Source organism: Geobacillus sp. G4, from assembly GCF_040327975.1.
Lineage (GTDB): Bacteria > Bacillota > Bacilli > Bacillales > Anoxybacillaceae > Geobacillus > Geobacillus thermoleovorans.
The window spans coordinates 124,562-148,787 of the sequence record NZ_JBEPJY010000008.1; the positions used below are offsets into that span (position 1 = coordinate 124,562).

23 protein-coding genes are annotated in these 24,226 nt (G+C 52.1%); 1 reads left to right on the plus strand and 22 read right to left on the minus strand.

Annotation, left to right across the window (positions count from 1 at the left end):
* The 16 genes from ABS784_RS11590 to ABS784_RS11665 all read right to left on the minus strand — a co-directional run bounded on the left by ABS784_RS11590 (position 1) and on the right by ABS784_RS11665 (position 17,201).
* On the minus strand, positions 1-783 hold the full coding sequence (locus ABS784_RS11590) for a two-component system regulatory protein YycI (RefSeq protein ID WP_011232935.1): 783 nt from the start codon (positions 781-783) through the stop codon (positions 1-3).
* Positions 770-2,098, minus strand: a complete 1,329-nt coding sequence (locus ABS784_RS11595) for a YycH family regulatory protein (RefSeq protein ID WP_011232936.1) — start codon at positions 2,096-2,098, stop codon at positions 770-772. The genes ABS784_RS11590 and ABS784_RS11595 overlap by 14 nt, the downstream gene beginning before the upstream one ends.
* The gene (gene walK / locus ABS784_RS11600; RefSeq protein ID WP_011232937.1) at positions 2,091-3,920 is read right to left on the minus strand and encodes a cell wall metabolism sensor histidine kinase WalK; all 1,830 of its coding nucleotides are present in this window, start codon (positions 3,918-3,920) and stop codon (positions 2,091-2,093) included. The genes ABS784_RS11595 and walK overlap by 8 nt, the downstream gene beginning before the upstream one ends.
* A 6-nt stretch (positions 3,921-3,926) precedes the next feature.
* A complete protein-coding gene (gene yycF / locus ABS784_RS11605; RefSeq protein ID WP_011232938.1) occupies positions 3,927-4,640 on the minus strand; it encodes a response regulator YycF in 714 nt (237 codons plus the stop codon).
* Between the two features lie 188 nt (positions 4,641-4,828).
* On the minus strand, positions 4,829-6,115 hold the full coding sequence (locus tag ABS784_RS11610; protein ID WP_011232939.1) for an adenylosuccinate synthase: 1,287 nt from the start codon (positions 6,113-6,115) through the stop codon (positions 4,829-4,831).
* 217 nt (positions 6,116-6,332) lie between these two features.
* Entirely contained in the window at positions 6,333-7,697 is a 1,365-nt protein-coding gene (gene dnaB, locus ABS784_RS11615) for a replicative DNA helicase (RefSeq protein WP_011232940.1), read from the minus strand.
* Between the two features lie 78 nt (positions 7,698-7,775).
* Entirely contained in the window at positions 7,776-8,225 is a 450-nt protein-coding gene (gene rplI / locus ABS784_RS11620) for a 50S ribosomal protein L9 (RefSeq protein WP_011232941.1), read from the minus strand.
* Positions 8,222-10,198 (minus strand): DHH family phosphoesterase, encoded by a 1,977-nt coding sequence (locus tag ABS784_RS11625; protein ID WP_011232942.1) that lies wholly within the window; start codon positions 10,196-10,198, stop codon positions 8,222-8,224. The genes rplI and ABS784_RS11625 overlap by 4 nt, the downstream gene beginning before the upstream one ends.
* Positions 10,199-10,244: 46 nt before the next feature.
* A complete protein-coding gene (locus ABS784_RS11630; RefSeq protein WP_011232943.1) occupies positions 10,245-11,171 on the minus strand; it encodes a YybS family protein in 927 nt (308 codons plus the stop codon).
* Positions 11,172-11,306: 135 nt separating this feature from the next.
* Complete coding sequence (rpsR, locus tag ABS784_RS11635; RefSeq protein WP_008880812.1) at positions 11,307-11,543, minus strand: 30S ribosomal protein S18; 237 nt, start codon at positions 11,541-11,543, stop codon at positions 11,307-11,309.
* Between the two features lie 97 nt (positions 11,544-11,640).
* Positions 11,641-12,135: a single-stranded DNA-binding protein gene (ssb, locus tag ABS784_RS11640; RefSeq protein WP_011232944.1), complete on the minus strand. Its 495-nt coding sequence runs from the start codon at positions 12,133-12,135 to the stop codon at positions 11,641-11,643.
* Positions 12,136-12,165: 30 nt separating this feature from the next.
* A complete protein-coding gene (gene rpsF / locus ABS784_RS11645; RefSeq protein ID WP_011232945.1) occupies positions 12,166-12,453 on the minus strand; it encodes a 30S ribosomal protein S6 in 288 nt (95 codons plus the stop codon).
* 214 nt (positions 12,454-12,667) lie between these two features.
* Positions 12,668-13,768 carry a redox-regulated ATPase YchF gene (gene ychF, locus ABS784_RS11650; protein WP_011232946.1) on the minus strand — a complete coding sequence of 367 codons (1,101 nt, stop codon included), beginning with the start codon at positions 13,766-13,768 and terminating at the stop codon, positions 12,668-12,670.
* Between the two features lie 239 nt (positions 13,769-14,007).
* On the minus strand, positions 14,008-16,029 hold the full coding sequence (locus ABS784_RS11655) for a molybdopterin-dependent oxidoreductase (protein ID WP_014197030.1): 2,022 nt from the start codon (positions 16,027-16,029) through the stop codon (positions 14,008-14,010).
* A gap of 56 nt (positions 16,030-16,085) precedes the next feature.
* Entirely contained in the window at positions 16,086-16,283 is a 198-nt protein-coding gene (locus ABS784_RS11660) for a DUF951 domain-containing protein (RefSeq protein ID WP_011232948.1), read from the minus strand.
* Between the two features lie 12 nt (positions 16,284-16,295).
* A complete protein-coding gene (locus tag ABS784_RS11665) occupies positions 16,296-17,201 on the minus strand; it encodes a mechanosensitive ion channel family protein (RefSeq protein ID WP_011232949.1) in 906 nt (301 codons plus the stop codon).
* A 186-nt stretch (positions 17,202-17,387) separates the two neighbouring features.
* Between ABS784_RS11665 and yyaC the strand changes: the two genes are divergently transcribed.
* The gene (gene yyaC / locus ABS784_RS11670) at positions 17,388-18,011 is read left to right on the plus strand and encodes a spore protease YyaC (RefSeq protein WP_011232950.1); all 624 of its coding nucleotides are present in this window, start codon (positions 17,388-17,390) and stop codon (positions 18,009-18,011) included.
* Positions 18,012-18,083: 72 nt separating this feature from the next.
* On the opposite strand, the gene ABS784_RS11675 is transcribed toward yyaC, so the two are convergent.
* The 6 genes from ABS784_RS11675 to mnmG form a co-directional block, all read right to left on the minus strand.
* Complete coding sequence (locus ABS784_RS11675; RefSeq protein ID WP_011232951.1) at positions 18,084-18,785, minus strand: DUF554 domain-containing protein; 702 nt, start codon at positions 18,783-18,785, stop codon at positions 18,084-18,086.
* Between the two features lie 54 nt (positions 18,786-18,839).
* Positions 18,840-19,709 (minus strand): ParB/RepB/Spo0J family partition protein, encoded by an 870-nt coding sequence (locus ABS784_RS11680; protein ID WP_011232952.1) that lies wholly within the window; start codon positions 19,707-19,709, stop codon positions 18,840-18,842.
* Positions 19,702-20,463, minus strand: coding sequence for a ParA family protein (locus tag ABS784_RS11685; protein WP_014197033.1), 762 nt, complete (start codon positions 20,461-20,463; stop codon positions 19,702-19,704). Before ABS784_RS11685 ends, ABS784_RS11680 begins: the two co-directional genes overlap by 8 nt.
* A 125-nt stretch (positions 20,464-20,588) precedes the next feature.
* Complete coding sequence (noc, locus tag ABS784_RS11690; RefSeq protein ID WP_011232954.1) at positions 20,589-21,434, minus strand: nucleoid occlusion protein; 846 nt, start codon at positions 21,432-21,434, stop codon at positions 20,589-20,591.
* A gap of 159 nt (positions 21,435-21,593) precedes the next feature.
* Positions 21,594-22,310 (minus strand): 16S rRNA (guanine(527)-N(7))-methyltransferase RsmG, encoded by a 717-nt coding sequence (gene rsmG, locus ABS784_RS11695; RefSeq protein ID WP_011232955.1) that lies wholly within the window; start codon positions 22,308-22,310, stop codon positions 21,594-21,596.
* 23 nt (positions 22,311-22,333) lie between these two features.
* A complete protein-coding gene (gene mnmG / locus ABS784_RS11700; protein ID WP_011232956.1) occupies positions 22,334-24,223 on the minus strand; it encodes a tRNA uridine-5-carboxymethylaminomethyl(34) synthesis enzyme MnmG in 1,890 nt (629 codons plus the stop codon).
* Positions 24,224-24,226 lie beyond the last annotated feature (3 nt).

The window sequence follows — 24,226 nt, forward strand, 5'->3', positions numbered from 1 at the left end:
TCACTCCAGCACATTTCCTTGATCATTGATCACTTGCCCTTCAAACGCATTGACGAAATAGTCTTCCTTCCGATTGACAACAATATGCCAAGTTGGAGTCAACACTTGGGATGCAGTAAATTGAACAAGCCCGTAATAGCCAAGCTCCACTTTCGTGACGCGGTCGCCCGGCTGCAAATGCCCTTTTCGGTACAACGTCTCAATGGCTTTAATCGCCGGGACGATATCTTGCTTCCGCTCGTACTTTTCCAAGTCGCTGAGCATCGTCTGTTCATACGACAGCGCTTCCCGTCTCCCGTTGACATGGATGACGAGCTTGCTGTTTTCATTGCCGTAAATCATCTTGCCGTCATACATTTGGTAGCAGGTCAAGATTCCTTGTTTTTCATCAAACGACCAAAAGGCATATTGCCCGCCGCCGATGATGTAGCGCTGCAAAAACTCACGCAGCTGGTATGGATCGTCAATCGGCAGCGCAACCGGATCGATGAACGTCCCTTTGACTTTCGTTTCTCCTTCGATTTTCACTTTTTGCCCGGGCAGCTTTTTTACATCCGCCATGGTGAATGAGCGGCTTTTGCCGCTGACATACGCCGCTTTCGTCACTTCTTTAGGCAGATCCACATACGTAATGCCGTTCGCCTCAAGCTGCTCTTCAATCGTCGTTTCCAAAATGACATCGAGCTGGCTGCTGTTTCGTTTTTCCATAAACTGATAGCCTAAAAAGCAGTCGAGGATGAGGAACACGATAATAAAAATCGTCTTCGTTTTACTCCAGTCCATTTGTTCCCCCTCCTCCCGCCTCATCGCCCATGTTTACCTTTTTCCACGTTTGTCCGTACAAGTAGAACCATGCCGGTTCAAGGCGGATGACTTTTTCCCGCTCCGGATCTTTGATGAGCTCATAGCCGATGGCGATATCTTTGATGAGCGATTTGCGAACGCCTTTCGTCTGTTCGAACCAGTTGACGACCTCATGGCCGGACGGCAGCGTTTTTGGTGTGCGGTTGCGATCCGCGATTTCAAGGCGGAAGAGCGGACGCTGGTATTTCATCAAATCGGACGCTCCCCACGTCTCCACGATTTCTGACATGCCGTATTCATTAAAGACTGGATAGCCGTTGACGACAAGCCGGAACGTGACTTTTCGATCCTCCTCGCTCCAGCGGGCGAAATGATACAGATCCGTCCAACCGCCATGCTCATTGACGAAATCAATGCTTTTTTGGATGATATGGGTTTCTTGCTCCGTTTGTCCCATATTCGAGACGCGCGCCGCTGGATTCACATACAGCAGCATCCGTTGAAGAAAATCGACGTCCATCAGCCGCGAACCGTCTGTATATTCTTCGCCAAACGGAATCAAATCTTTTTTGACAAAGCTTGGATCGCTAAAGAGCGCTTCTTTAAACTTGTCTGCGTCCAGCTCGTCGGTATAATATTGCAGACTGCTGAGCACCACTTCTTTTTCCGGCAAATACAACTGCTTCGTTTCGCTGACCGGATAAGCGAAATAACGCGGAAAATGGCTCGCTTCTTTCGCCAGCCGGCCGATCGCCGATAAGGAGGCATCGCTGGCAATCGCCTTGTAAATTTTGCGCTTGTCGGTCGCGATGAAGTAGATGGGGAACTCGTCCTTCCCGCCGAGCGGGACGAGCAGGCGGTCAAACGCCAAGCCGTCGAGCCCCCTGTCATCGATCGTGAAAATCAATCGGTATATGTCGATCGGCACCTCATCGGGGTAAATGATCTCAAGCCGCTCTTTGCCGTTTAAAAACGATAAAAACTTCCCTTGCGGAACAGAAGACGAAACATCTTCGAAATCATCAAGCGTCCATCTTCTCATTTCTTTCAGCACTTCATTTTTCTCTTCGTCTTTCGTCACAGCATAGGGGACGCCGTTTTTATGAATAAGAATCTGCTTTGGCTGCACGACCATCGCTGTATCCACTTGCGTATTGCTCACGGAGACGTGTTGAATGTATTCGTCGTTTTGCAGCACGTCGTATTTCGGATGATATGTCCATAAGGCAAACGTTAAGGTAATGCTGATGAGCACAAGCAACGTCAACACGATGGTTTTGATCGTTTCATACATCGCACCAGTCATCCTTTTGCTCGCGTTCTAGCGGCAGCGTAAAATAAATCGTCGTTCCTTTATGCTCCTTGCTTTCTGCCCAAATCGTCCCGCCATGGGCAAGAACGACTTCTTTGGCAATGGCCAGCCCAAGCCCCGTACCGCCCAATTTGCGCGACCTGGCCTTGTCGACCCGGTAAAACCGTTCGAAAATTTTTGCCAAGTCGGCTTTCGGAATGCCGACTCCTTCGTCGCTGACGCTGACAATAATTTCATCAGCAAGTTTGCGGACGCGAAATGTAATCGTCCCTCCTTGCGGAGAGTACTTCAAAGCGTTCGAAATAATGTTGTCTAACACTTGCGTAATTTTATCTTCATCAACTTCAATAAAAATCGCCTCGCGCGGAATTTTGCGAACGAACCGGATGTTGTCGCTTTTCGTCAACTCAAATCGGTCAATGACTTTATGGAAATAGGCTGAAAAATTGATCCACGTTTTCTTCAGCTTGTAGTCTTTGCTGTCGAGCTTGGACAGATGGAGCAAGTCGTTGACAAGCCGAATCATCCGTTCCGTTTCATTTTGCACGACTTGAATGAACCTCGGCGCGATGTCTTTATCTTGCCAAGCGCCGTCAGCGAGCGCTTCTAAGTAGCTTTTCATCGTGGTGAGCGGCGTGCGCAATTCATGCGACACATTGGCGACAAACTGCCGCCGCTCGCGGTCGATTTTTTCCTGTTCGGTAATGTCGTGCAAAACGACGATCAACCCGTTGACAAATCCGCCCTCTTTTTGAATCACCGACAACGACGCGCGCAAAATATACAGTTCCTCATCCGTGCTGAAATCTAAAATGAGCGAATCGCGCTCCTCAAGCAGCGTTTCAAACGTATACTGGTCGGCAATGCCAAGCACGTCGACGATCGAACTCGACAGCACTGTTTCACGTGAAACATTCAAAATGTTTAACGCTGCATCGTTAATGAGAATGACGCGCCCGCGACGGTCGGTCGCAATGACGCCATCAGTCATATGCGTCAAGACGGACTCGAGCTTGCGCCGTTCCCCTTCCGTCGTCGCCTGCGCTTCCTGCAGTTTTTTGGTCAGATTATTGAACGTCATCGCCAATTGGCCGATTTCATCATAGCCGTACACTTTGACCTTGCGGGAGAAATCTCCCCTCGTCATCGCCAGCGCTTGCCGGCGCATATCGGAAATCGGCCGGGTGATCGTGCGGGACAAAAAAATGCCGAGCACGGCGGTAATGGCGAGAGCGATCCCCGTCCCGGTCGCCAAAATCATATTGATTTGCCGCATTTGCGAAAAGACGTTTTCCATCGAGGCGATGACGTAAATGACACCTTTGATTTCGCCGCTCGTTTTGATCGGAGTCGACGAAATGTACATGCGATGACCTGTTTTCGAATCGAGCAGCATCCGGTCGACGATTTCGCCGGTGACGAGGGAACGTTTTACATAAATCTCGGTCGTCCGCTTTCCGACGATGTTTTGCATATACGGATTGGATGTCGCAAGCACTTTCCCTTTCTCATCGATGACGCGCACTTCGGAAATGTCTTGGGAAACGAAATCATGAAGAAGCGAACGGATGTCTTCTTCCAATGTCGGGCTTTTTTCATCGCGCTCCCGATTCATCGCCTGCTCGACGTTATAGGCGAGCAAGGTCACCCGTTCGTTTAATGAGTTTTTAAAGTTCTGCACAAGCTCCGTTTCCAGCTTGCGAACGAAGTACACGCCGATGATTTGCATGGCGACGAGAATCAGTAATACATAAATGATGACAAACTTAAAATGAATCGAACGGAATGGACCTACTTTTTTCATGCTGGCTCATGACTCCTGTTCCGGATTGCGCAAGTAATAGCCGACTCCCCGTCTTGTGACGATCCAATTCGGGTGGGAAGGGTTGTCCTCAATTTTTTCACGCAGACGTCTTACCGTCACGTCCACGGTGCGCACATCGCCATAGTAATCGTAGCCCCAGACGGTTTGCAGCAAATGCTCGCGCGTCATCACTTGGCCGATATGCTTCGCTAAGTAATGAAGCAGTTCAAATTCGCGGTGGGTCAGTTCAATTGTTTCCCCCCGCTTTTGCACGACATACGCGTCCGGACGGATGACGAGCGGGCCAATGACGATTTCATTTGTTTCGTTTTCTCCTTCTTCTTGGTTGGCCGTTTGCGCATGGCGACGCAAGTTTGCCTTCACCCGCGCCAGGAGCTCGCGCGTGCTGAATGGCTTTGTCACATAATCGTCCGCACCAAGCTCCAACCCAAGCACTTTATCAATCTCGGAATCTTTCGCTGTCAGCATAATGATCGGCATATCATACTTTTTCCGCACTTCACGGCATACTTCCATGCCATCTTTTAACGGCAACATAATATCCAATAAAATCAAGTCCGGCATCGTTTCTTCAACTTTTTGCAGCGCTTCTTCGCCGTCGTAGGCGCAAATGACTTCATATCCTTCTTTTTGCAAATTAAATTGCAAAATATCGGCAATCGGTTTTTCATCATCAACGACTAAAATGCGTTTTTCCATCTCGCTCACATCCTTCCTTTTGCGATGGAATCCTATCATTACTAATTTACCATGTTATGAACATGAAATCATCCTTTGCCGATTGCCATTTTGAGGAGCCTATCAAAGAAAAAAGCATAGACGCGCGCGCATCTATGCCTGTCGTTTGCCTTGTTTATACGCTGCCTGCCACCGTCCACTGTTGCCGCTTACGCGTAGACGCTGCGGACGACGTTCGTTTGCGAACGGTCCGGTCCGACGGAGAAAATCGAAAGAGGGATGCCGGTGAGCTGGGAAATGCGCTCGACGTAATGGCGGGCGTTCGCCGGCAGCTCGTCTAGACTTTTCACCCCGGTGATATCTTCCGTCCAGCCAGGAAGTTCTTCATAAATCGGCTCGCATTCGGCCAACACTTTTAAGCTGGCTGGAAATTCTTCGAGCACTTGGCCGCGGTAGCGATAGGCGACGCAAATTTTCAACGTTTCAATGCCGGTCAACACATCGATCGAGTTAAGCGACAAGTCCGTAATGCCGCTCACCCGGCGGGCATGACGGACAACAACACTGTCAAACCAACCGACGCGGCGCGGACGGCCGGTCGTCGTCCCATACTCGCGGCCGACTTCGCGAATGCGGTCGCCGATTTCATCGTGCAGCTCTGTCGGGAACGGCCCGTCGCCGACGCGCGTCGTATAGGCTTTCGCCACCCCGACGACATGCTTGATTTTCGTCGGCCCGACACCGGCGCCGATCGTTACCCCGCCAGCGACTGGATTCGACGACGTGACAAACGGATACGTTCCTTGGTCAATGTCAAGCATGACGCCTTGCGCTCCTTCGAACAAGACGCGGCGCCCTTCATCGAGCGCATTGTTCAATACGACCGATGTGTCGCAGACGTATTTGGCGATGTGCTGGCCGTACTCGTAATACTCCTCAAAAATGTCCTCCAACCGGAAGCCTTCGACCCCGTACACTTTTTCAAGCAGCGTATTTTTCTCCCTCAAGTTGCGCTCCAGCTTTTCGGCAAACACGTCGCGGTCAAGCAAATCAACAATGCGGATGCCGATGCGCGCCGCCTTGTCCATGTACGCCGGCCCAATTCCTTTTTTTGTCGTGCCGATTTTGTTTGCCCCTTTCCGCTCTTCCTCAAGCTCGTCCAATTTCAAATGATACGGCAAAATGACATGAGCGCGGTTGCTGATGCGCAAATTATCAGTCGAAATGCCGCGCTCGTGCAAATACGAAAGCTCCGCAACGAGCGCCTTCGGATCGACGACCATCCCATTGCCGATGACGCAAATTTTATCTTTATAAAAAATGCCCGACGGGATCAAGTGCAGCTTATACTTTTCCCCGTTGAACACGATCGTGTGTCCGGCATTGTTTCCCCCTTGATACCGGGCAATCACTTCCGCATTTTCCGATAAAAAGTCCGTAATTTTCCCTTTCCCTTCATCGCCCCATTGCGTGCCGACAACAACGACTGACGACATGGCGAGCACCTCCAGTTTCCTCGGTCTAAACATTGTCAGTGTACCAGTTTTCAGCCATAAAGTCAATGAAACACGAACATTAAAAGAAAATATCGTCTTTTTTATTCGTTTATCAATGATCAGGAAGGCTCCCTCTTTAACGCCGCGGGTGTAAACGAGGAAATAGTCAAAGGCCAAAAGAACAAAAAGGCGCCCGCCGCCGGCAGCGCGGTCCGTCTTACGCCCCCGGTGGAATTTGCGCCTCATCGAAACGGCGCTCTAAGTTGACGAATTTATTGTACTCTTTAATAAAGGCGAGCTGCACCGTCCCGACCGGGCCGTTCCGCTGTTTGGCGATAATGATTTCGATGATGTTTTTGTTCTCGGAATCTTTGTTGTAGTAGTCGTCGCGATACAAAAAGGCAACGATATCAGCGTCTTGCTCAATGCTCCCCGATTCGCGAAGATCGGACATCATCGGCCGCTTGTCCTGGCGCTGCTCAACGCTGCGCGACAGCTGTGACAAAGCGATGACCGGCACTTCGAGCTCGCGGGCGAGCGCCTTTAACGAACGGGAGATTTCCGACACTTCCTGCTGGCGGTTTTCCCGGTTGCGCCCACTTCCTTGAATGAGCTGCAAATAATCGATCACCACCATGCCGAGGCCGCTTTCCTGTTTCAAGCGGCGGCATTTGGCGCGAATGTCGCTGACGCGGATGCTCGGCGTATCGTCAATATAAATGCCGGCGTTTGACAAACTGCCCATCGCCATCGTCAGCTTGCCCCAATCTTCCGGCGTCAGCTTGCCAGTGCGCAAGTTTTGGGCGTTGATGTTGCCTTCGGCGCAAAGCATCCGCATCACAAGCTGCTGGGCGCTCATTTCCAAGCTGAAAATCGCGACATTTTCGTTCGTCTTCGTCGCCACATTTTGGGCGATGTTTAATGCGAATGCCGTCTTCCCGACCGATGGCCGGGCGGCGACGATAATCAAGTCGCTGCGCTGAAATCCGGACGTCATCCGGTCGAGTTCAGTGAATCCGGTCGGGATGCCGGTGATGTCCCCGTTCCGGTTATGGAGCATTTCAATGTTGTCATACGTCTGTACGAGAACATCTTTAATATTTTTAAAGGCGCCTGAATGTTTCCGTTGGGAAACCTCCATAATTTTCCGTTCCGCTTCATCGAGCAAAACGTCAATTTCATCTTCCCTTGTATAGCCATCTTGGGCAATCGATGTCGCCGTGCGAATGAGGCGGCGAAGCAATGATTTTTCTTCAACAATGCGGGCGTAGTATTCGACGTTGGCCGCTGTCGGCACAGAATCGGCAAGCTCGCTTAAGTAGGAGACACCGCCCACTTCCTCCAGCTGCTCCAAAGCGGCCAGTTCCGCCGTCACCGTCACTAAATCGACCGGCTCGCCTTTATCAGCGACGCGAAGCATGGCGTGGAAAATTTTTTGATGGGCCGCGCGGTAGAAGTCTTCGGGAATTAATCGTTCCGAGGCGAGCGTCAGCGCAGTGGGATCCAAAAACACAGCGCCAAGCACGGCCTGCTCGGCTTCAATGCTTTGCGGAGGAATTCGTTCTGAAAAAAGTTCGCTCATCGTCTCACCGCCTTTTCCCCCGTTTCATCTCCGTCGATAATGCCCCCGCCATAGCGGGCGGGGGCATCATTGCTGCCGTTATTTTTGTTCCTTGACGTGCACTTTTAAGGTCGCTGTCACTTCCGGATGGAGCTTCACCGGCACATTCGTATATCCGAGGGAGCGAATGGCATCAGCAAGCTCGATTTTCCGTTTGTCAAGCTTCAAGCCGTGCTGGGCCTGAAGCGCCTCAGCGATTTGCTTGCTCGTGATTGAACCAAACAAACGGCCTCCCTCGCCCGCTTTCGCCGGAATTTCCACCGTCAGCTTCTCGAGCTCTTCTTTCAGTTTTTTCGCATTGGCCAGTTCTTCCGCCGCTTGGCGCTGCTCTTTTTGTTTTTGCGCCTCGAGCGCTTTGATGTTCGCCGGCGTCGCTTCAATGGCGAGCCCTTGTTTGAACAAAAAGTTGTTTGCGTAACCGTCGGCGACGTCTTTGATTTCCCCTTTTTTCCCTTTTCCTTTCACATCTTTTAAAAAAATGACTTTCATGATGGCTTCCCCCCCTCGAAATAGTCATGAATGGCTTCACGCAGCTGCCGCTCCGCCTCTTCCACCGTCACTTCGGACAATTGGGCAGCGGCGTTTGTCAAATGTCCGCCTCCACCAAGCCGTTCCATAATGACTTGCACGTTGACATCGCCGAGCGAGCGGGCGCTGATGCCGACCGTCCCGTCGGACCGCTTGGAAATGACGAACGAAGCAACGACGCTGCTTAAAGTGAGAAGCGTATCGGCCGTTTGCGCAATCAACACTTGGTCGTGCACCTCGTTCTCGCCCCCTTTGGCGATGGCGATGCCATGCTCATCGATCACCGCCCGTTCGATCAATTTCGCCCGTTTGATGTAGTTGGCGATGCTTTCCCGCAGCAATTTTTGCACAAGCACCGTATCCGCTCCTTGGGCGCGCAAGTATGACGCGGCGTCGAACGTCCGCGAGCCGGTGCGGAGCGTAAAGCTTTTCGTGTCGACGACGATGCCGGCAAGCAGGGCGGTCGCTTCGAGCATCGTCAGCTTCATCCGTTTCGGTTGGTACTCTAACAGCTCGGTGACGAGTTCCGATGTCGAAGAAGCATAAGGCTCCATATAGACGAGAATCGGCGCCTCAATGAACTCTTCGCCGCGGCGATGGTGATCAATGACGACGATATGGTCGGTGCGATACAATAGCCGCTCTTCAATGACGAGCGACGGACGATGCGTATCGACGACGATCAAAAGCGTATCCTCGGTGACGAGCTCAAGCGCCTGCTCCGGCTTTAGGCATCTTGACCATAATTCAGCATGTTTTTTCATTTCCTCAAGCAACCGTTGCGCCCCGGCATCCGTTTTGGCCGGATCGACGACGATAAACCCTTCCTTTTGGTTCGATTGGACGACTTTTAAAACGCCGATCGCCGCTCCCATGGCGTCCATATCGGGATATTTATGGCCCATGATGAGCACTTTGTCGCTTCCTGCAATCAGTTCGCGAAGCGCATGGGAAATAACGCGGGCGCGGACGCGCGTCCGCTTTTCCATCGGGTTCGTTTTGCCGCCGTAAAACTTCACTTTTCCATTTCCTTGCTTAATCGCGACTTGATCGCCCCCGCGCCCCAACGCTAAGTCCAAGCTTGATTGAGCGAGCGCCCCGAGCTCCGGGAGCTGGGACACGCCGGCGCCGATGCCGATGCTCAGCGTCAGCTGGGCATGATGTTTTGCCGTCTGCTCTCGCACTTCGTCGAGAATGGAAAATTTGCTTTTCTCGAGCCGCCCAAGAATATGTTCGTTCAATACGGCAATAAATCGGTCGGATGACGTCCGCTTCAAAAAAATGCCATAGTCGTTCGCCCACCGGTTCAACACGGAAGTGACGAGGCTGTTTAGTTGGCTTTTTGCCTGATCGTCCATCCCTTGCGTAATTTCATCATAATTGTCAAGAAAAATAATGGCGAGCACCAGCCGTTCCGCTTCGTACTGCCGCTTCAATTCCAAATGCTCAGTAACATCAAAAAAGTAAAGAAGCCGTTCAGGGCGGCGAATGACCACTTTCAGCTGCTTTCCGTTCAATTCGACGATCTCTTCGTCCGTTTTTCCCCTTTTCACAAAAGCGGCCAACGATTCGGAAAGCTCGGCGAGAGAGCGGCCGACAAGCGTCTGTTCCTTAAAGCAGGCGGCCAAAAAACGGTTCGACCACTCGATTTCTCCCCCTTCATCGATGAGCATAATGCCGATCGGCATTTGCATCAACGCTTCCTCGCCTACTTTTTTCACCCGGTGCGACAAATTGGAAATATAGTGCTCCAACTCTTTATGCAAGGAGCGTTGCGCCCCAATGACATAATAAAGCACAAACCCGACGCCAAGAAGGGCGACGAGGCCAAGCAGCCATTGGAAGTAAAACAAGCCAATCGCCATAAGCACCGCCAGGGCGGCTAACGCATATAACGGATAGCGATACGCTTTCCTTTCATAAAAATGGGACATTCAAGTCAGCTCCTACACTGAAGAAATGACTCGCCTTATCCAATTATCATATGCGGCGGCGCAAATCAAATCCTAAATCAATTATACCGAATATCGCCACAAGATAAAGTAGAAAAGGCAGGAATAAGCAAACGACCGTCCCTGCCGCCACCACACCTTTGCCAACCCCTTTTTTGTAAGCGGCGTAGTAAAGAAACGAAAATCCTTGCACAATCATCGCCAGCTGCAACACATACGATAAGTTCAACACGGCGATATAGGCAAACGATCCTTCTTTGAACGGGAACAAGGAGAGAAGGAGCACAAAGACATACAACCACAATACAGTTTTCGGCCACATAAGCTCGCGAAACGGCGGCCATGAACCGACCGGCAGCTTCAGCCTCTTCATCACCGGCAGCGAGACGATGATCGTCGCGTACGCCAGCGCAAACGAAGCGATGACAAACAGCGTCGGAACCATATAGCCGATCAGCTTCAGCCCTTGTTCGAACTGCCTTTGCATCTCCAAAGGCGGCGCTTGTCCCATTCCCTTCATTAGATTCATTGCCGTGTCAAACGATTCTCGCACGAGCGCAAGCGTATCTTGGATCATATCGACGTGCAAAAATTGAATCGAGATGATGTAATCAAGCACGATATTCGCCAAAAATACAAGCGCGCCGACAAGAAGAACAAGATAACGGTTTTTCTGTTTCGAAAGCATCGCGCCGACTGCCATGCCGACGGTGCCGAACATAAGCGCCATCGGCAGCGACAAAAGCGAGCCGATCAAACCGGAGATGACAAGGGCCGCCGCCAGCAGCAACATAGCTGGAATCCACCCATGGCGCATCGTAAACACCATAAACGGAAGCGCTAAAAACAAAGCGGCGACAATCCCAATGACCGGCGCGTACAGCGCAAGCAAAAACAAAACAGCAAACAGTGCGAGCTCAATCGCCGCTTCGGTGAGGGCGTGCGTTTTTCGCAATGGACGTTCCCCTTTCTTTGTTTTTTGGTGATTTGACCTCCTTCCCCACTTTCACTCTGCTTGGGAGTGGGAGTCCGCTCAGTCAGAGGAGATAAAAAAAGCAGTAAGGATCCCCCCTTACTGCTTGCTTTCGGCTCACTCGTCCGCAACGTACGGCAGAAGCGCCATTTGGCGCGCGCGTTTGATCGCGACCGTCAATTTGCGCTGATATTTCGCGCTCGTTCCCGTTACACGGCGCGGCAAAATTTTACCGCGTTCAGAAATGAACTTTTTCAGCAAATCGACATCTTTGTAGTCGATATGCGTAATGTTGTTCGCCGTGAAGTAACATACTTTGCGGCGTTTGCCGCGGCCGCCTTTCCGTCCTGCCATGCTATTTCCTCCTTTCCGTTGCCATCGTTTCCTCATCGGTGGAATGGCCCGCTGCCTGCGCGTTGTTTAGAGACAGGGGCTTCAAGCGACTTGTTTATTAAAACGGCAAATCATCATCAGAAATATCGATCGGCTGGCCGTCATTGGCGAAAGGATCGTCATCGATGCGGCCAAACCCTTTTTCGTTCGGATATTGGTGGTTCTGATCTTGCCCGAATGGGAATGGATCCCCATAGTAGCCGCCTGCTGTTGCCCCTCGCTGCTCGCTCGTTCCTTTCGGCTCAAGAAATTGGACGCTATCAGCCACCACTTCCGTCACGTACACGCGCCGACCTTCTTGATTTTCATAGCTGCGGGTTTGCAGTCGGCCATCGACACCAGCCAAGCTCCCCTTTTTCAAAAAGTTGGCGACGTTTTCCGCCTGGCGGCGCCAAACGACACATTGAATAAAATCCGTTTCCCGCTCGCCCTGCTGATTTGTAAACGGACGGTTGACCGCGAGCGTAAACGTGGCAACAGCCACTCCGCTTGGAGTGTAACGCAACTCCGGATCTCTCGTTAACCTGCCGACCAAAATGACGCGGTTAATCATCAGAACCACCTCTTAATCATGTCGAAAAGATTATTCTTCTTCTTTGACGACGATATGACGGATGATGTCTTCGCTGATGCGCGCTAAGCGGTCGAATTCTTGCACCGCTTTCGGCTCCGATACGACATTGACGATCATGTAATAGCCGTCGCGGTATTTTTGAATTTCATAGGCTAAGCGGCGCTTGCCCCAATCCGTCACGTTCGTAATCTCCGCGCCGTTTTCTTTCAACACGTTGTTGAACCGTTCCACGAGAGCTTGTCTCGCTTCATCGTCCATGTTCGGGCGGATGATGTACATGATTTCGTACTTTCTCACGCTCGTCACCTCCTTTTGGTCTAAGCGGCCCTTCCATTCGAAGAGCAAGGAGCAATCACCATTACTCACATTTGTTGATTATACCATGACCGACAACGATAAGCAAGGCAGTTTGCCGCATTCCGTCGGCGCAAACATCTTCCATCCGTATGACCAAGCCAAAAACGGCCCCATGCCGTGACCTGCTGCATCCGCCCTGCCCTCGAACCGATGGTTACACGTTGAACCGGAAATGCATAATGTCGCCGTCTTGCACTTCGTAGTCTTTTCCCTCCAAGCGCACTTTTCCGGCTTCGCGCGCCGCCGCCATCGATCCAGCCGCGACAAGGTCATCGTACGACACCGTTTCCGCGCGAATAAACCCTCGCTCAAAGTCGGAATGGATGATGCCGGCGCATTGCGGCGCTTTCATCCCTTTGCGGAACGTCCACGCCCGCACCTCCTGCTCGCCGGCGGTGAAAAACGTCGCCAATCCGAGCAAGCTGTAAGCGGCGCGGATAAGCTGGTCAAGGCCGGACTGCTCGATGCCGAGCTCCTGTAAAAATTGCCGTTTTTCCTCATCGCTGAACTCAGCGATTTCCTCTTCGATTTTGGCGCAGACAACAATGACTTCAGCGTTGTCGCGCTTCGCAAACTCGCGCACGTCCTTGACAAACGGATTGCCGCTAGGGTCAGCGATATCTTCCTCGCCGACATTGGCGACGTAAAGCATCGGCTTTATCGTCAACAAATGCAGCTGCTTGACGACTTTCATCTCTTCATCAGTGAACTCGAGTGTGCGCGCCGGCTTGCCGTCTTCGAGCGTCTCCTTCAACCGCCGCAAAATGTCGTATTCAAACGCCGCCTCTTTATCCTTTTGCTTGGCGATTTTGCCGACCCGCTCGATTCGTTTGTCAATCGTTTCTAAATCAGCCAACACGAGCTCCAAATTGATCGTTTCGATATCGGCGAGCGGGTCGACTTTGCCCGCCACGTGGGTGATGTTTTCATCACTGAAGCAGCGGACGACTTGGCAAATTGCATCGACTTGCCGGATGTGAGACAAAAACTTGTTGCCAAGCCCCTCTCCTTTGCTCGCCCCTTTGACGATGCCCGCGATATCGGTAAATTCAAAAACAGTCGGCACCGTCCGCTTCGGCCGAAACATTTCCGTCAATACATCGAGCCGCTCATCGGGCACTTCGACGACACCGACGTTCGGCTCAATTGTGCAAAACGGATAGTTGGCTGACTCAGCACCTGCTTTTGTAATGGCGTTAAACAGCGTCGATTTGCCGACGTTCGGCAATCCGACGATTCCTGCTGTCAATCCCATTCGTTCCACTCCTCTTTCCCGTTCACATCTTTCCTCATTATATGGGCTGGCGCAGAAAATGACAAGCGCGCCGCAAGCGGGGAATGTTTCCTCTCCCACCCGCTTCAAAAAAGGCGGAAGTTTGCGCCCTTTTCCCAACACTTGGATGACAAAATCATCTTTTCGGATCAACAGCCTCAAACCGCATTTTGTCATCGACCATATCTTTTTTCTACTGATCCGAAGCAACTGTGAACCGCTTACTTTGCTTCCGACGTGACTTTTTCAATATTGACCAAACAGTCATACAGCGTGCTGCCGCAGCCGTTATCCGACTCCAAATCGGACGTGAGGACGTTGACCGGCCCGCCGAACACTCCCCATTGTCCTTCGTCAATGTTGATCGTGCCTGGATAGGCGCCATCAAGCACCTTGACCGTTCCCACGAGCGATCCACGGTCGTTGTAAACACGCGCCCGGTCGCCATCGGCAAGACCCTTTGCCGCAGCAACATCAGCCGCTACCTCAATGCGGACTGTCTGAAGCGCTGGGATGAGCGGATAATGTTGCGAATGATTCGAACGGAGCGGATGGATCGTCAACAGCCGATACGGATATTTGGCGGCTAGTGCCGGATTGGACTCCTCCGATTCGGCCGGATACATGATTTGCAGCCGGCCATCCATCCCTTTTTTCTTGGCGATGGTTGACGTAAATTCGTATTTTCCGCTTGGCGTTTGAAACCGGCGGTCGCGCCATGGCACCGGTTCGACAGGCAAAAGGACGCGGTGTTCTGTTTTCAATCGCTTCAGCGTAATGCCGTGATGCTCCAACGGCCGGAGCGCCATTGCAAGAAACTGCTCACGCGTATAGGCAAAATCATCCCCAAACCCGAGCCTTTTTGCCAGCTCCGTCCAAATCCACAAGTCCGGCTTCGCCTCACCCGGCGGGTCGACAAGCTTCGGCCCGTAGTTCAAATACGCATGGTACATCGATGAACAATAGACGTCTTCCTCTTCAAACGAAGCCGCTACTGGCAAAACATAATCAGCCATTGCAGCCGTATCGGTCATGAACTGCTCAAACACAACCACCGTTTCAATGGAAGCGAACGCTTTTTTCATCAAGTTCGTGTTCGGCACTTGAGCGAGCGGGTTGCCGCACGTGACGATCACCATGCCGATCGGTGGATCATCCGCCCGCAATATCTCTTCTCCCTGCTTCATCATCGTCCATGTGCGCGATGCCGTTTTCCGCTCTGGGAGCGTCAATGCGGCTTTATCAAAACACTCGCCCACCTGCAAGTTGCCAAAATTCGCCCCTCCACCCGGAATGCCAACGTTGCCGCTTGCGGCGACAAGGGCATCGATCCATCGGATTGTATTGCCGCCGTTCGCATAGCGTTGCATGCCAAGGCCAAGATACGTTGCGGTCGGCCGGTCCCCGTAAAGCCGGGCCAGCTTCGTCATTTGATCGCGGCTAACACCGGTATGCCGCTCAATCTCCGCCAACGAAATTGTCTGCAATAGTTGTTTGACATCATCAAACCCAATTGTGTGTTGCTTGATAAAGGCCCGGTCCTCCAACCCGAGTCGAAGCAGCTCTTTCATAATGCCCATCGCCAAAAAAGCGTCCATTCCCGGCTTGATGCATACGTACTGATCGGCGATGCGCGCCGTCGGGCCAAACAGCGGATCAATGACCACAATGGTCGCCCCGCGTTTTTTCGCGGCAAGCAACCGCTCGAATAAATGCATGTTCGTGCGGGCGACGTTTCGCCCCCAAATGACGATGTGGCGGCTGTTGTCGATATCTTCTGGCGCATGGCTGTAGGCGTTGCCAAAATCCCATGTCTGCGCCTCAATGCCCGCGCCCCAGCAAAGGCTGCCGATAAGCTCTGTTGCCCCACCATAACAATTAAAAAAACGGCGGTCCAGGTTTTTCAGCAGCCCGTTGTTGGCGTAATCATGGCTGTGAAGCACGGCTGTCGGCCCAAATTGTTCTTTCAACTTCCGCATTTTCCCAGCGATGTCATCAAGCGCCTCTTCCCAAGAAATGCGAACGAACTGCCCGTTTACTTTTTTCAACGGATAGAGAAGGCGTTCTTTGGCGTTTACCCGCTCTTTCAACATCCGCCCGCGTCCGCAAATGTTCCCTTTCGTGATGGGATGGTGTTCGTCGCCGTCAACCCGTACGACTTTTCCCTCGTTCACCGTCACCTTCAGCCCGCATACGTCCCAGCAGTTGAGCGGACATGATGTTACATGCGTCGTTTCCGTCATTTTCTCCCTCCCCTTCGCAACAAAAGAGCATGGCCTCGCCACCATGATTCATTTGCTTATTCTTCATGCTTGACGAGCACTTTTTTCATTTTGCGGATAAACTCTTTGCGCGGCAACAAAACGCTATGGGCGCACCCTTCGCATTTAATGCGGATGTCAGCGCCCAAGCGAATCACTTTCCAACGATTCGTTCCACATGGGTGCGGCTTTTTCATTTCGACGATATCGTATAGGCCGAACTGTTTCTCTTCCATCGATCCACCTCCCTATGACAACGATTGCTCCCGTTGCGGCTTTGCCTCGGGCTGCTCTTGTTCGTCGCGGCGATGCAGCACAAGCCGTGGGTATGGGATTTCGATTCCCCGTTCGTCCAACAGCAGCTTTACTTCCTTGCGGATCGCCCGAGCGACCGCCAGATGGCGCATCGGCTTCGTTTCGCACGTGATGCGCAATATGACTTCCGAGCTGGCTAAATTTTGCACGCCAAGCAATTCCGGCGGGGCGACCATGTCTTCATACTTCGCCGGCAGCTGCGGAAGAAGCTCGCGGATGGCTTCCTCCGCCTCTTCAATGTCTTCTTCATAGGCGATGCTGACGTCAACGACAGCGAGGCTGTTGTGCAGTGAATAGTTCGTCACTTGAGTGATGCTGCCGTTTGGCAAAATGTGCACTTCCCCGGTCCAACTTTTAATTTTCGTCACCCGAAGCCCAATCGTTTCAACATACCCTTCAAAATTGCCAATGCGCACATAATCGCCGACCGCAAACTGGTCTTCAAAAATGATGAAAAATCCAGTGATGATGTCTTTCACTAAGCTTTGTGCGCCAAAACCCACGGCCAGCCCGACGACCCCAGCCCCGGCGAGCAGCGCTTTGACGGGAACGCCAAACGTATCTAAAATCATCAAGAGCGCAATAAAATATAGTACGTACGTAATGACGTTGTCGAGCAGCCGAACGAGCGTCGCCTCCCGCCGTTCGGAAATGCGGATCGGCGCCTTCTGTCGCACTTTGAACATGTTATGAACGGCAATTTTCAACACTTTCACCGCAATGGCGCATATGAGTAGGATAAGAACAATCTTCAGCGTCCCTTTTCCGATCTGGAGCCACAATTTCTCATCTATCAAAAATGCGAACAATCGGCTCATCGTTTTTTCCATCGTGTTCAACGTTGGCGACACCTCAATCTTTTTTCTTGTTCTGCGCTTTTATTTTAACAAGACCGGCCGCTGATTTGTAGCCCGATATCCCGTTATCGCGAAGAAAAGGCAAGAAAACGAACAATGAAATGTATATCATTCTTTTATTTTCCGTATACTGTTAATACTTTTGAAACGAAAGTAGGAGTGAAGCGAATGAGCATACCATCGATATTTTACTCATCCAAGGAGGAAAGGGACCGCGTGTTTTACGATGAGCAAGGGGCGGTGTCGTCGATCGCTTGGCGGGTCGCCTCACTGCTTCCCGACCCGCTCGCTCAGCCGGTCGCTATCGTTTGCATCGGCACAGACCGCTCGACCGGCGATTCGCTTGGACCGCTCGTCGGCACGATGCTCAAAGAGAAGCCGTTGGCTCGCTTCCACGTGTACGGAACACTCGAAGAACCAATCCATGCCGTTAATTTGGAAGAAAAGGTAGAAGCCATTCGACTCATTCATAACGATCCGTTCATGATCGCGGTCGATGCCTGCCTCGGGCGGCTGAAAAGCGTCGGCGCCATCACGATTGCCAAAGGACCCGTCCGCCCTGGGGCTGGGGTCAACAAACAGCTCCTTCCCGTCGGCGACGCCCATATTACTGGGGTTGTCAATGTCAGCGGGTTTATGGAGTTTTTCGTCCTGCAAAATACGCGCCTCCATCTTGTCATGAATATGGCGAAAACGATCGCCAATGGCATTTACGAAGCGGAGCGGTTCATCCTCCGAAAAGAGCGGCTCGCTGCCCCTCCGCTCTCAACAGACCGGCATTCATTATGGTAGGCAGCAAATCCCCCTCTTGGTCAGCTGTTCAAGGAGGGGATTTCTTTTCTGTCCGGCCAAAACAACCGGTCGTTAAACGAGTGAAAGAATGAAAACGGCGGCTGCCGTAATGAGAATGCTCGGCAGCAAATTGGCCACGCGAATGTTCGTCAAACCGAGCATATTGAGTCCAATGGCCATAATTAAAATGCCTCCGGTCGCCGTTGATTCGGCGATGAACGAATCGAGCACTTCCTTCGGCACAAACCGTTCGATTTGCGTCGCCAACAGCGCGATGCTCCCCTCATAAACAACGACCGGCAAGGCGGAGAAGATGACGCCGATGCCGAGCGTCGTCGTCAAAATGACACTGGCAAAGCCGTCTAAAATCGATTTCGTATACAAGACGCTATGGTCGCCGCGCAGCCCGCTGTCAAGCGCTCCGACGATGGCCATCGCCCCGATGACAAACAACAACGTTGCGCTGACAAACCCTTTAGCGATGCTTCCTTGCCCGTTTCCGCTCACTTTCACCTCGAGCCATTGACCGAGCCGGTTCAGCTTTTCCTCCCAGTTCCACCACTCCCCGAGAATGCCGCCGAAAACAAGGCTGAAAATAACAACGAGAAACTGTTCGCTTTTCATTCCCATTTGTATGCCAAGCAGCGCCACCGCAAGCCCAATCCCCCCCATCACCGTTTCCTTCACTCGCTCGGGGATGCGATGAAGCCATTTTCCAATCAACGCCCCGGCGATAATGCTCACTCCATTGACAATCGTTCCTAACAACACCATGATGTCCAACCCTCTCTTGCAAAAAAATAAACCGGCCTTGATCAAAGGGCCGACTTACTCGTCGAACCGCACATCGAGCAGTTCTAATATTCTCTCTAAATCTTCCGGAGAAAAAAACTCAATTTCAATTTTTCCTCTTTTCCTCGTTTGTTTAATCGTGACGTTCGTCCCGAATTTTTCGCGCAGCAACGATTCGCTTTCCCGAATAAACACGCTTTTTTCCGGCGGTTTCCGCTTCGATGTTTCACGTGAAACATTTTCGTTCGCTTGTTGGATCAGTTTTTCAAGCTGGCGGACGTTCAACCCTTCGCGAATCGTCCGTTCCACGATCGATTTCATTTTGCTTTTTTGTTTCAGCCCTAAAAGCGCGCGGCCATGTCCCATCGAAAGTGTGCCATCAATGAGCAGCTTTTGCACATCTGAAGGGAGGGACAACAAACGCAAATGATTAGCGATGTGCGGACGGCTCTTCCCAACACGGCTCGCGACTTCCTCCTGGGTTAAGTGCAGCTTGTCCATCAACATTTTGTACGCCATCGCTTCCTCGATCGGGTTCAAATCCTCGCGCTGCAAGTTTTCAAGAAGGGCGAACTCCATCATTTGCTCATCAGTCAACTCGCGCACCACGACCGGCACTGACGGCAAATTCGCCTCTTTGGCCGCCCGATAGCGCCGTTCACCAACGACGATTTCAAATCCGTTCGGTACACGGCGGACGATGAGCGGCTGCAAAATGCCGTGCTGCAAAATCGATTGCTTCAACTCCTCAATCGCCTCAGGCTGAAACGTTTTCCGCGGCTGGTACGGGTTTGGATGAAGGTCGTGAATGCTTACTTCCCGCACCGTTTCCTCTTTCCCATTAAGTTCATTGAGAGAAAGGTTGTCAAACAGCGCACTGATGCCTTTGCCGAGACCTTTAGCCACGTTCAAGCACCTCCTTCGCCAGTTCCAAATACACTTCCGCCCCCCGCGATTTCACATCGTACAAAATGATCGGCTTGCCATGGCTTGGCGCCTCACTCAGCCGCACGTTTCGCGGGATGATCGTCTGGTACACCTTTTCGCGGAAATACTTTTTGACTTCTTGAATGACCTGCAAGCCTAGATTCGTCCTTGCATCAAGCATCGTCAACAGAACGCCTTCGAGGCGCAAATCATAGTTTAAGTGCCGCTGCACAAGCCGGATCGTGTTAAGCAGCTGGCTGAGCCCTTCTAACGCATAATATTCGCATTGGACAGGGATGAGCACAGAATTGGCCGCTGTCAACGCGTTGAGCGTCAGCAAGCCGAGCGAAGGAGGACAATCGATAATAATGAAGTCGTATTTGTCTTTCAGCGGCTCGATCGCGTTTCTCAGCCGGATTTCGCGGGAAACGACCGAGACGAGCTCAATTTCTGCGCCGGCGAGCTGGATCGTCGCTGGAATGACGTATAAATTTTCGATGTCCGTCGGTCGAATGACATCTTTTGCTTTCATGTCGCCAATGATGACATTGTAAATGCATTCGTCCACATCGCCTCGCTCAATGCCGATGCCGCTCGTCGCATTTCCTTGCGGATCGGCGTCAACAAGCAGCACTTTTTTTCCAAGATGCGCCAAACATGCCGATAAATTGACCGCCGTCGTCGTTTTTCCAACTCCGCCTTTTTGGTTTGCAATAGCAATGACTTTTCCCACGATGCCACCTACCTCTATCTCTTCCTCAATCCATTTTATTTTAGCACGAAAACAGGAAAATGACTTTGTTTTCTGAAAGAAAAAACCCCATCAGCAGTGCTTGATGAGGCAAAAGGTGACTTTCGTTATTTTTTCGCGATTCGAATCGTAATTTGATAGTAGTCATCGAATTCTTCTTCTTCCGATTGAACGGACACCCCGCTGCTTTCGACCATGGAAAGCGACTGGCGGATCGTGTTGACGGCGATGCGCATATCGCGGCTGAACGCCTTTCGCTTCGGTTTTGGCTTCCGTTCCCCCGCCTCGAGCAGCTTTAACACCCGATCTTCCGTCTGCTTGACATTCAACTGTTTGTCGATGATTTCTTGCAGCAGTTTCAGCTGTTTTTCTTTATCTTTCAAGGCAATCAACGCGCGCGCATGACGTTCCGTAATCGCCCGTTGCAAGAGCGCCTCTTGCACCTCTTGCGGGAGTTTCAGCAGACGCAGCTTATTGGCGATCGTCGACTGTCCTTTGCCGAGCCGCTGAGCGAGCGCTTCTTGCGTCAAATCATGGAGCTCGATCAATTTGGCGTACGCCATCGCCTCTTCAATCGGCGTCAACTCTTCGCGCTGTAAGTTTTCAATGAGGGCGACGGAGGCGGTTTCTTTGTCATTTAAGTTTTTGATGATCGCGGGGATTTCCGTCCAGCCAAGCTTTTGCACCGCTCTCCATCTCCGCTCGCCGGCGATGATTTCAAACCGTCCGTTCCCGCATTCGCGGACGACGATCGGCTGGATGATGCCGTGCGTGCGGATCGTCAGCGCCAACTCGTCGATCTTCTCTTCATCAAACATCGTGCGCGGCTGAAAGCGGTTCGGAATAATGCTTTTGACCGGAATGTGGCGAACTTCCTCCCGCTCTTGCTTTTCCTCCATTTCTTCCTGTTCTTTTTCTCCAAAGCTGAACAAGCGCGAAAATGGATGCTTCATCCCCCTACACCACCTTTGGACATACTTGGCCAAAATGTCTCTGTCTCGCCCGGCATACGCCGCCTTACGGTCGGTTTTTTGGCGCGGGACGAAGGCGGGGAGCGAAACAGCTTGTTTCTCTCTTTCAGCCGGCAAAGCCCTCCCCCGCCCGCAAAGACGCTACTGAATCGGTTGTTTGTTCGGCGTTCCCGGTTTGCGCGGGTATTGGTTCGGCGTTTTTCTCATTTTTTGGATGAAAATGATCGTTCGTTCGCCTTCGTCAAACGGCAACGTGAACGTTTCCGTCGCCGTCACTTCTCCGCCAAGCACAGAAATCGCCTTGTTTCCCTCTTTCAGCTCCTCGAGCGCCGAAGCAGCTTTCATCGCAATGAATGTCCCGCCCATTTTCACGAGCGGAAGGCAAAGTTCGACAAGCACTGGCATGCGCGCCACCGCTCTGGCCGTGACGACGTCAAATGATTCGCGCATCCCCTTTTGACGGGCGAACGTCTCAGCGCGTTCGTGGTAAAGCGCCACGTCCGCAAGCCCGAGCTCGGTGATCAGATGCTCTAAAAAACGGATGCGTTTTTGCAGCGAATCAACGATGGAAACGCGCAAATGCGGAAAACAAATTTTGAGCGGAAGGCTCGGAAATCCCGCCCCGGATCCGACGTCGCAAAGCGCAAGCGGCGCTGAAAAGTCGTAGTAAAAAGCCGGGGACACCGAGTCGAAAAAGTGCTTCACATAGACGCCGGGCTTGTCCGTAATAGCGGTCAAATTCATTTTCTCGTTCCACTCAACGAGCAGTTCGTAATAGCGCTCAAACTGCGCAAGCGCCCGGGAAGAGAGGAGAATTCCCCTCTCTTCGAGCATGGTTTGAAATTGTGTCGCCTCCATAAGCCAATCCTTTCCCTCATTGTTTATTCATTCGACACGCGCGCGATTCTTCCTTGTTCCAAATACACTAATAATATCGAAATATCGGCCGGATTGACGCCGGAAATGCGCGACGCCTGGGCGATCGAAAGCGGGCGCACTTGTTTGAGCTTTTGCCGCGCCTCGGTTGCAAGCCCTTGGATGGCGTCGTAATCGATATCTTCCGGGATTTTTTTGTTTTCCATTTTTTTGAGCCGTTCGACTTCTTGCAACGATTTTTGGATGTAGCCCTCGTACTTGATTTGAATTTCGACTTGCTCAGCCACTTCCGGAGCGATCTCCTCGTCAGCCGGCGCCAGTTTTCGGATGTGCTCGTACGTCATCTCCGGGCGTCGGAGCAAATCGGCGGCGCGAATGCCGTCTTTCAGCTCGCTTCCACCCGCTTCACGGATGACTTCCTGCACTTTTGGCGTCGGTTTGATGATCACCGTTTGCAGCCGCTTTTTCTCTCGTTCGATCGCCTCTTTTTTCGCCAAAAATTTTTGATACCGCTCTTCGGAAATGAGACCGATCCGATAGCCGAGCTCGGTCAGGCGCAAATCGGCGTTGTCATGGCGAAGCAAAAGCCGGTACTCGGCACGCGACGTCAGCAGGCGGTACGGCTCATTCGTCCCTTTCGTCACCAAGTCGTCGATTAAAACGCCGATATAGGCATCAGAACGGCTTAAAATGATTTCTTCGCGGCCGAGCGCACGGTGGGCGGCGTTAATGCCGGCCATAATGCCTTGGCCTGCCGCTTCTTCATAGCCGGACGTGCCGTTGATTTGCCCTGCGGTATACAAGTTTTTCACAAGCTTCGTCTCGAGCGTCGGCCATAGCTGCGTCGGCACGATGGCATCATACTCGATCGCATAGCCAGCCCGCATGAGCTGCGCCTTCTCAAGCCCCGGGATCGTCTCGAGCAGCTTGCGCTGGATATGTTCCGGCAAACTTGTTGACAACCCTTGCACGTACACTTCTTCTGTTTCCCGCCCTTCCGGCTCGAGGAAAATTTGATGGCGCGGCTTATCGTGGAACCGGACGACTTTATCCTCGATCGATGGGCAATAGCGCGGCCCGGTTCCTTTGATCATGCCGGAGTACATCGGCGACAAGTGCAAGTTTTCATCGATGATGCGGTGTGTTTCCTCCGTCGTGTACGTCAGCCAGCACGGCAGCTGATCAGTGATGTATTTTGTCGTCTCGTACGAAAACGCGCGCGGCTCCTTGTCTCCCGGCTGAATTTCCGTTTTGCTGTAGTCGATCGTCCGGCTGTTGACGCGCGGCGGCGTGCCCGTTTTGAAGCGAACAAGCTCAAACCCAAGCTCTTCTAAATGCTCGGACAGCTTAATCGACGGTTGCTGGTTGTTCGGGCCGCTCGAATATTTAATGTCTCCGATGATGATTTCCCCGCGCAAAAACGTCCCGGTCGTAATGACGACCGCCTTGGCGTAATAATGCGCCCCCGTGTGAGTGATGACACCTTTGCAAACGCCGTCTTCGACGATCAGCCGCTCGACTTTTCCTTGCAGAAGCGTCAAATTCTCTTGATTTTCGAGTGTTTTTTTCATTTCCCGCTGGTACAGCACTTTATCGGCTTGCGCCCGAAGCGCGCGGACGGCTGGCCCTTTGCCGGTGTTTAGCATCCGCATTTGAATGTATGTTTTGTCAATGTTTTTTGCCATTTCCCCGCCGAGAGCGTCGATTTCGCGCACGACGATTCCTTTCGCCGGGCCGCCGATCGACGGGTTGCACGGCATGAACGCGATCATATCGAGGTTGAGCGTAATGACAAGCGTCTTCGCCCCGATGCGCGCCGAAGCTAATGCCGCTTCGCAGCCGGCATGGCCAGCGCCAACGACAATGACGTCATACGTTCCTCCATGGTAATCCATATG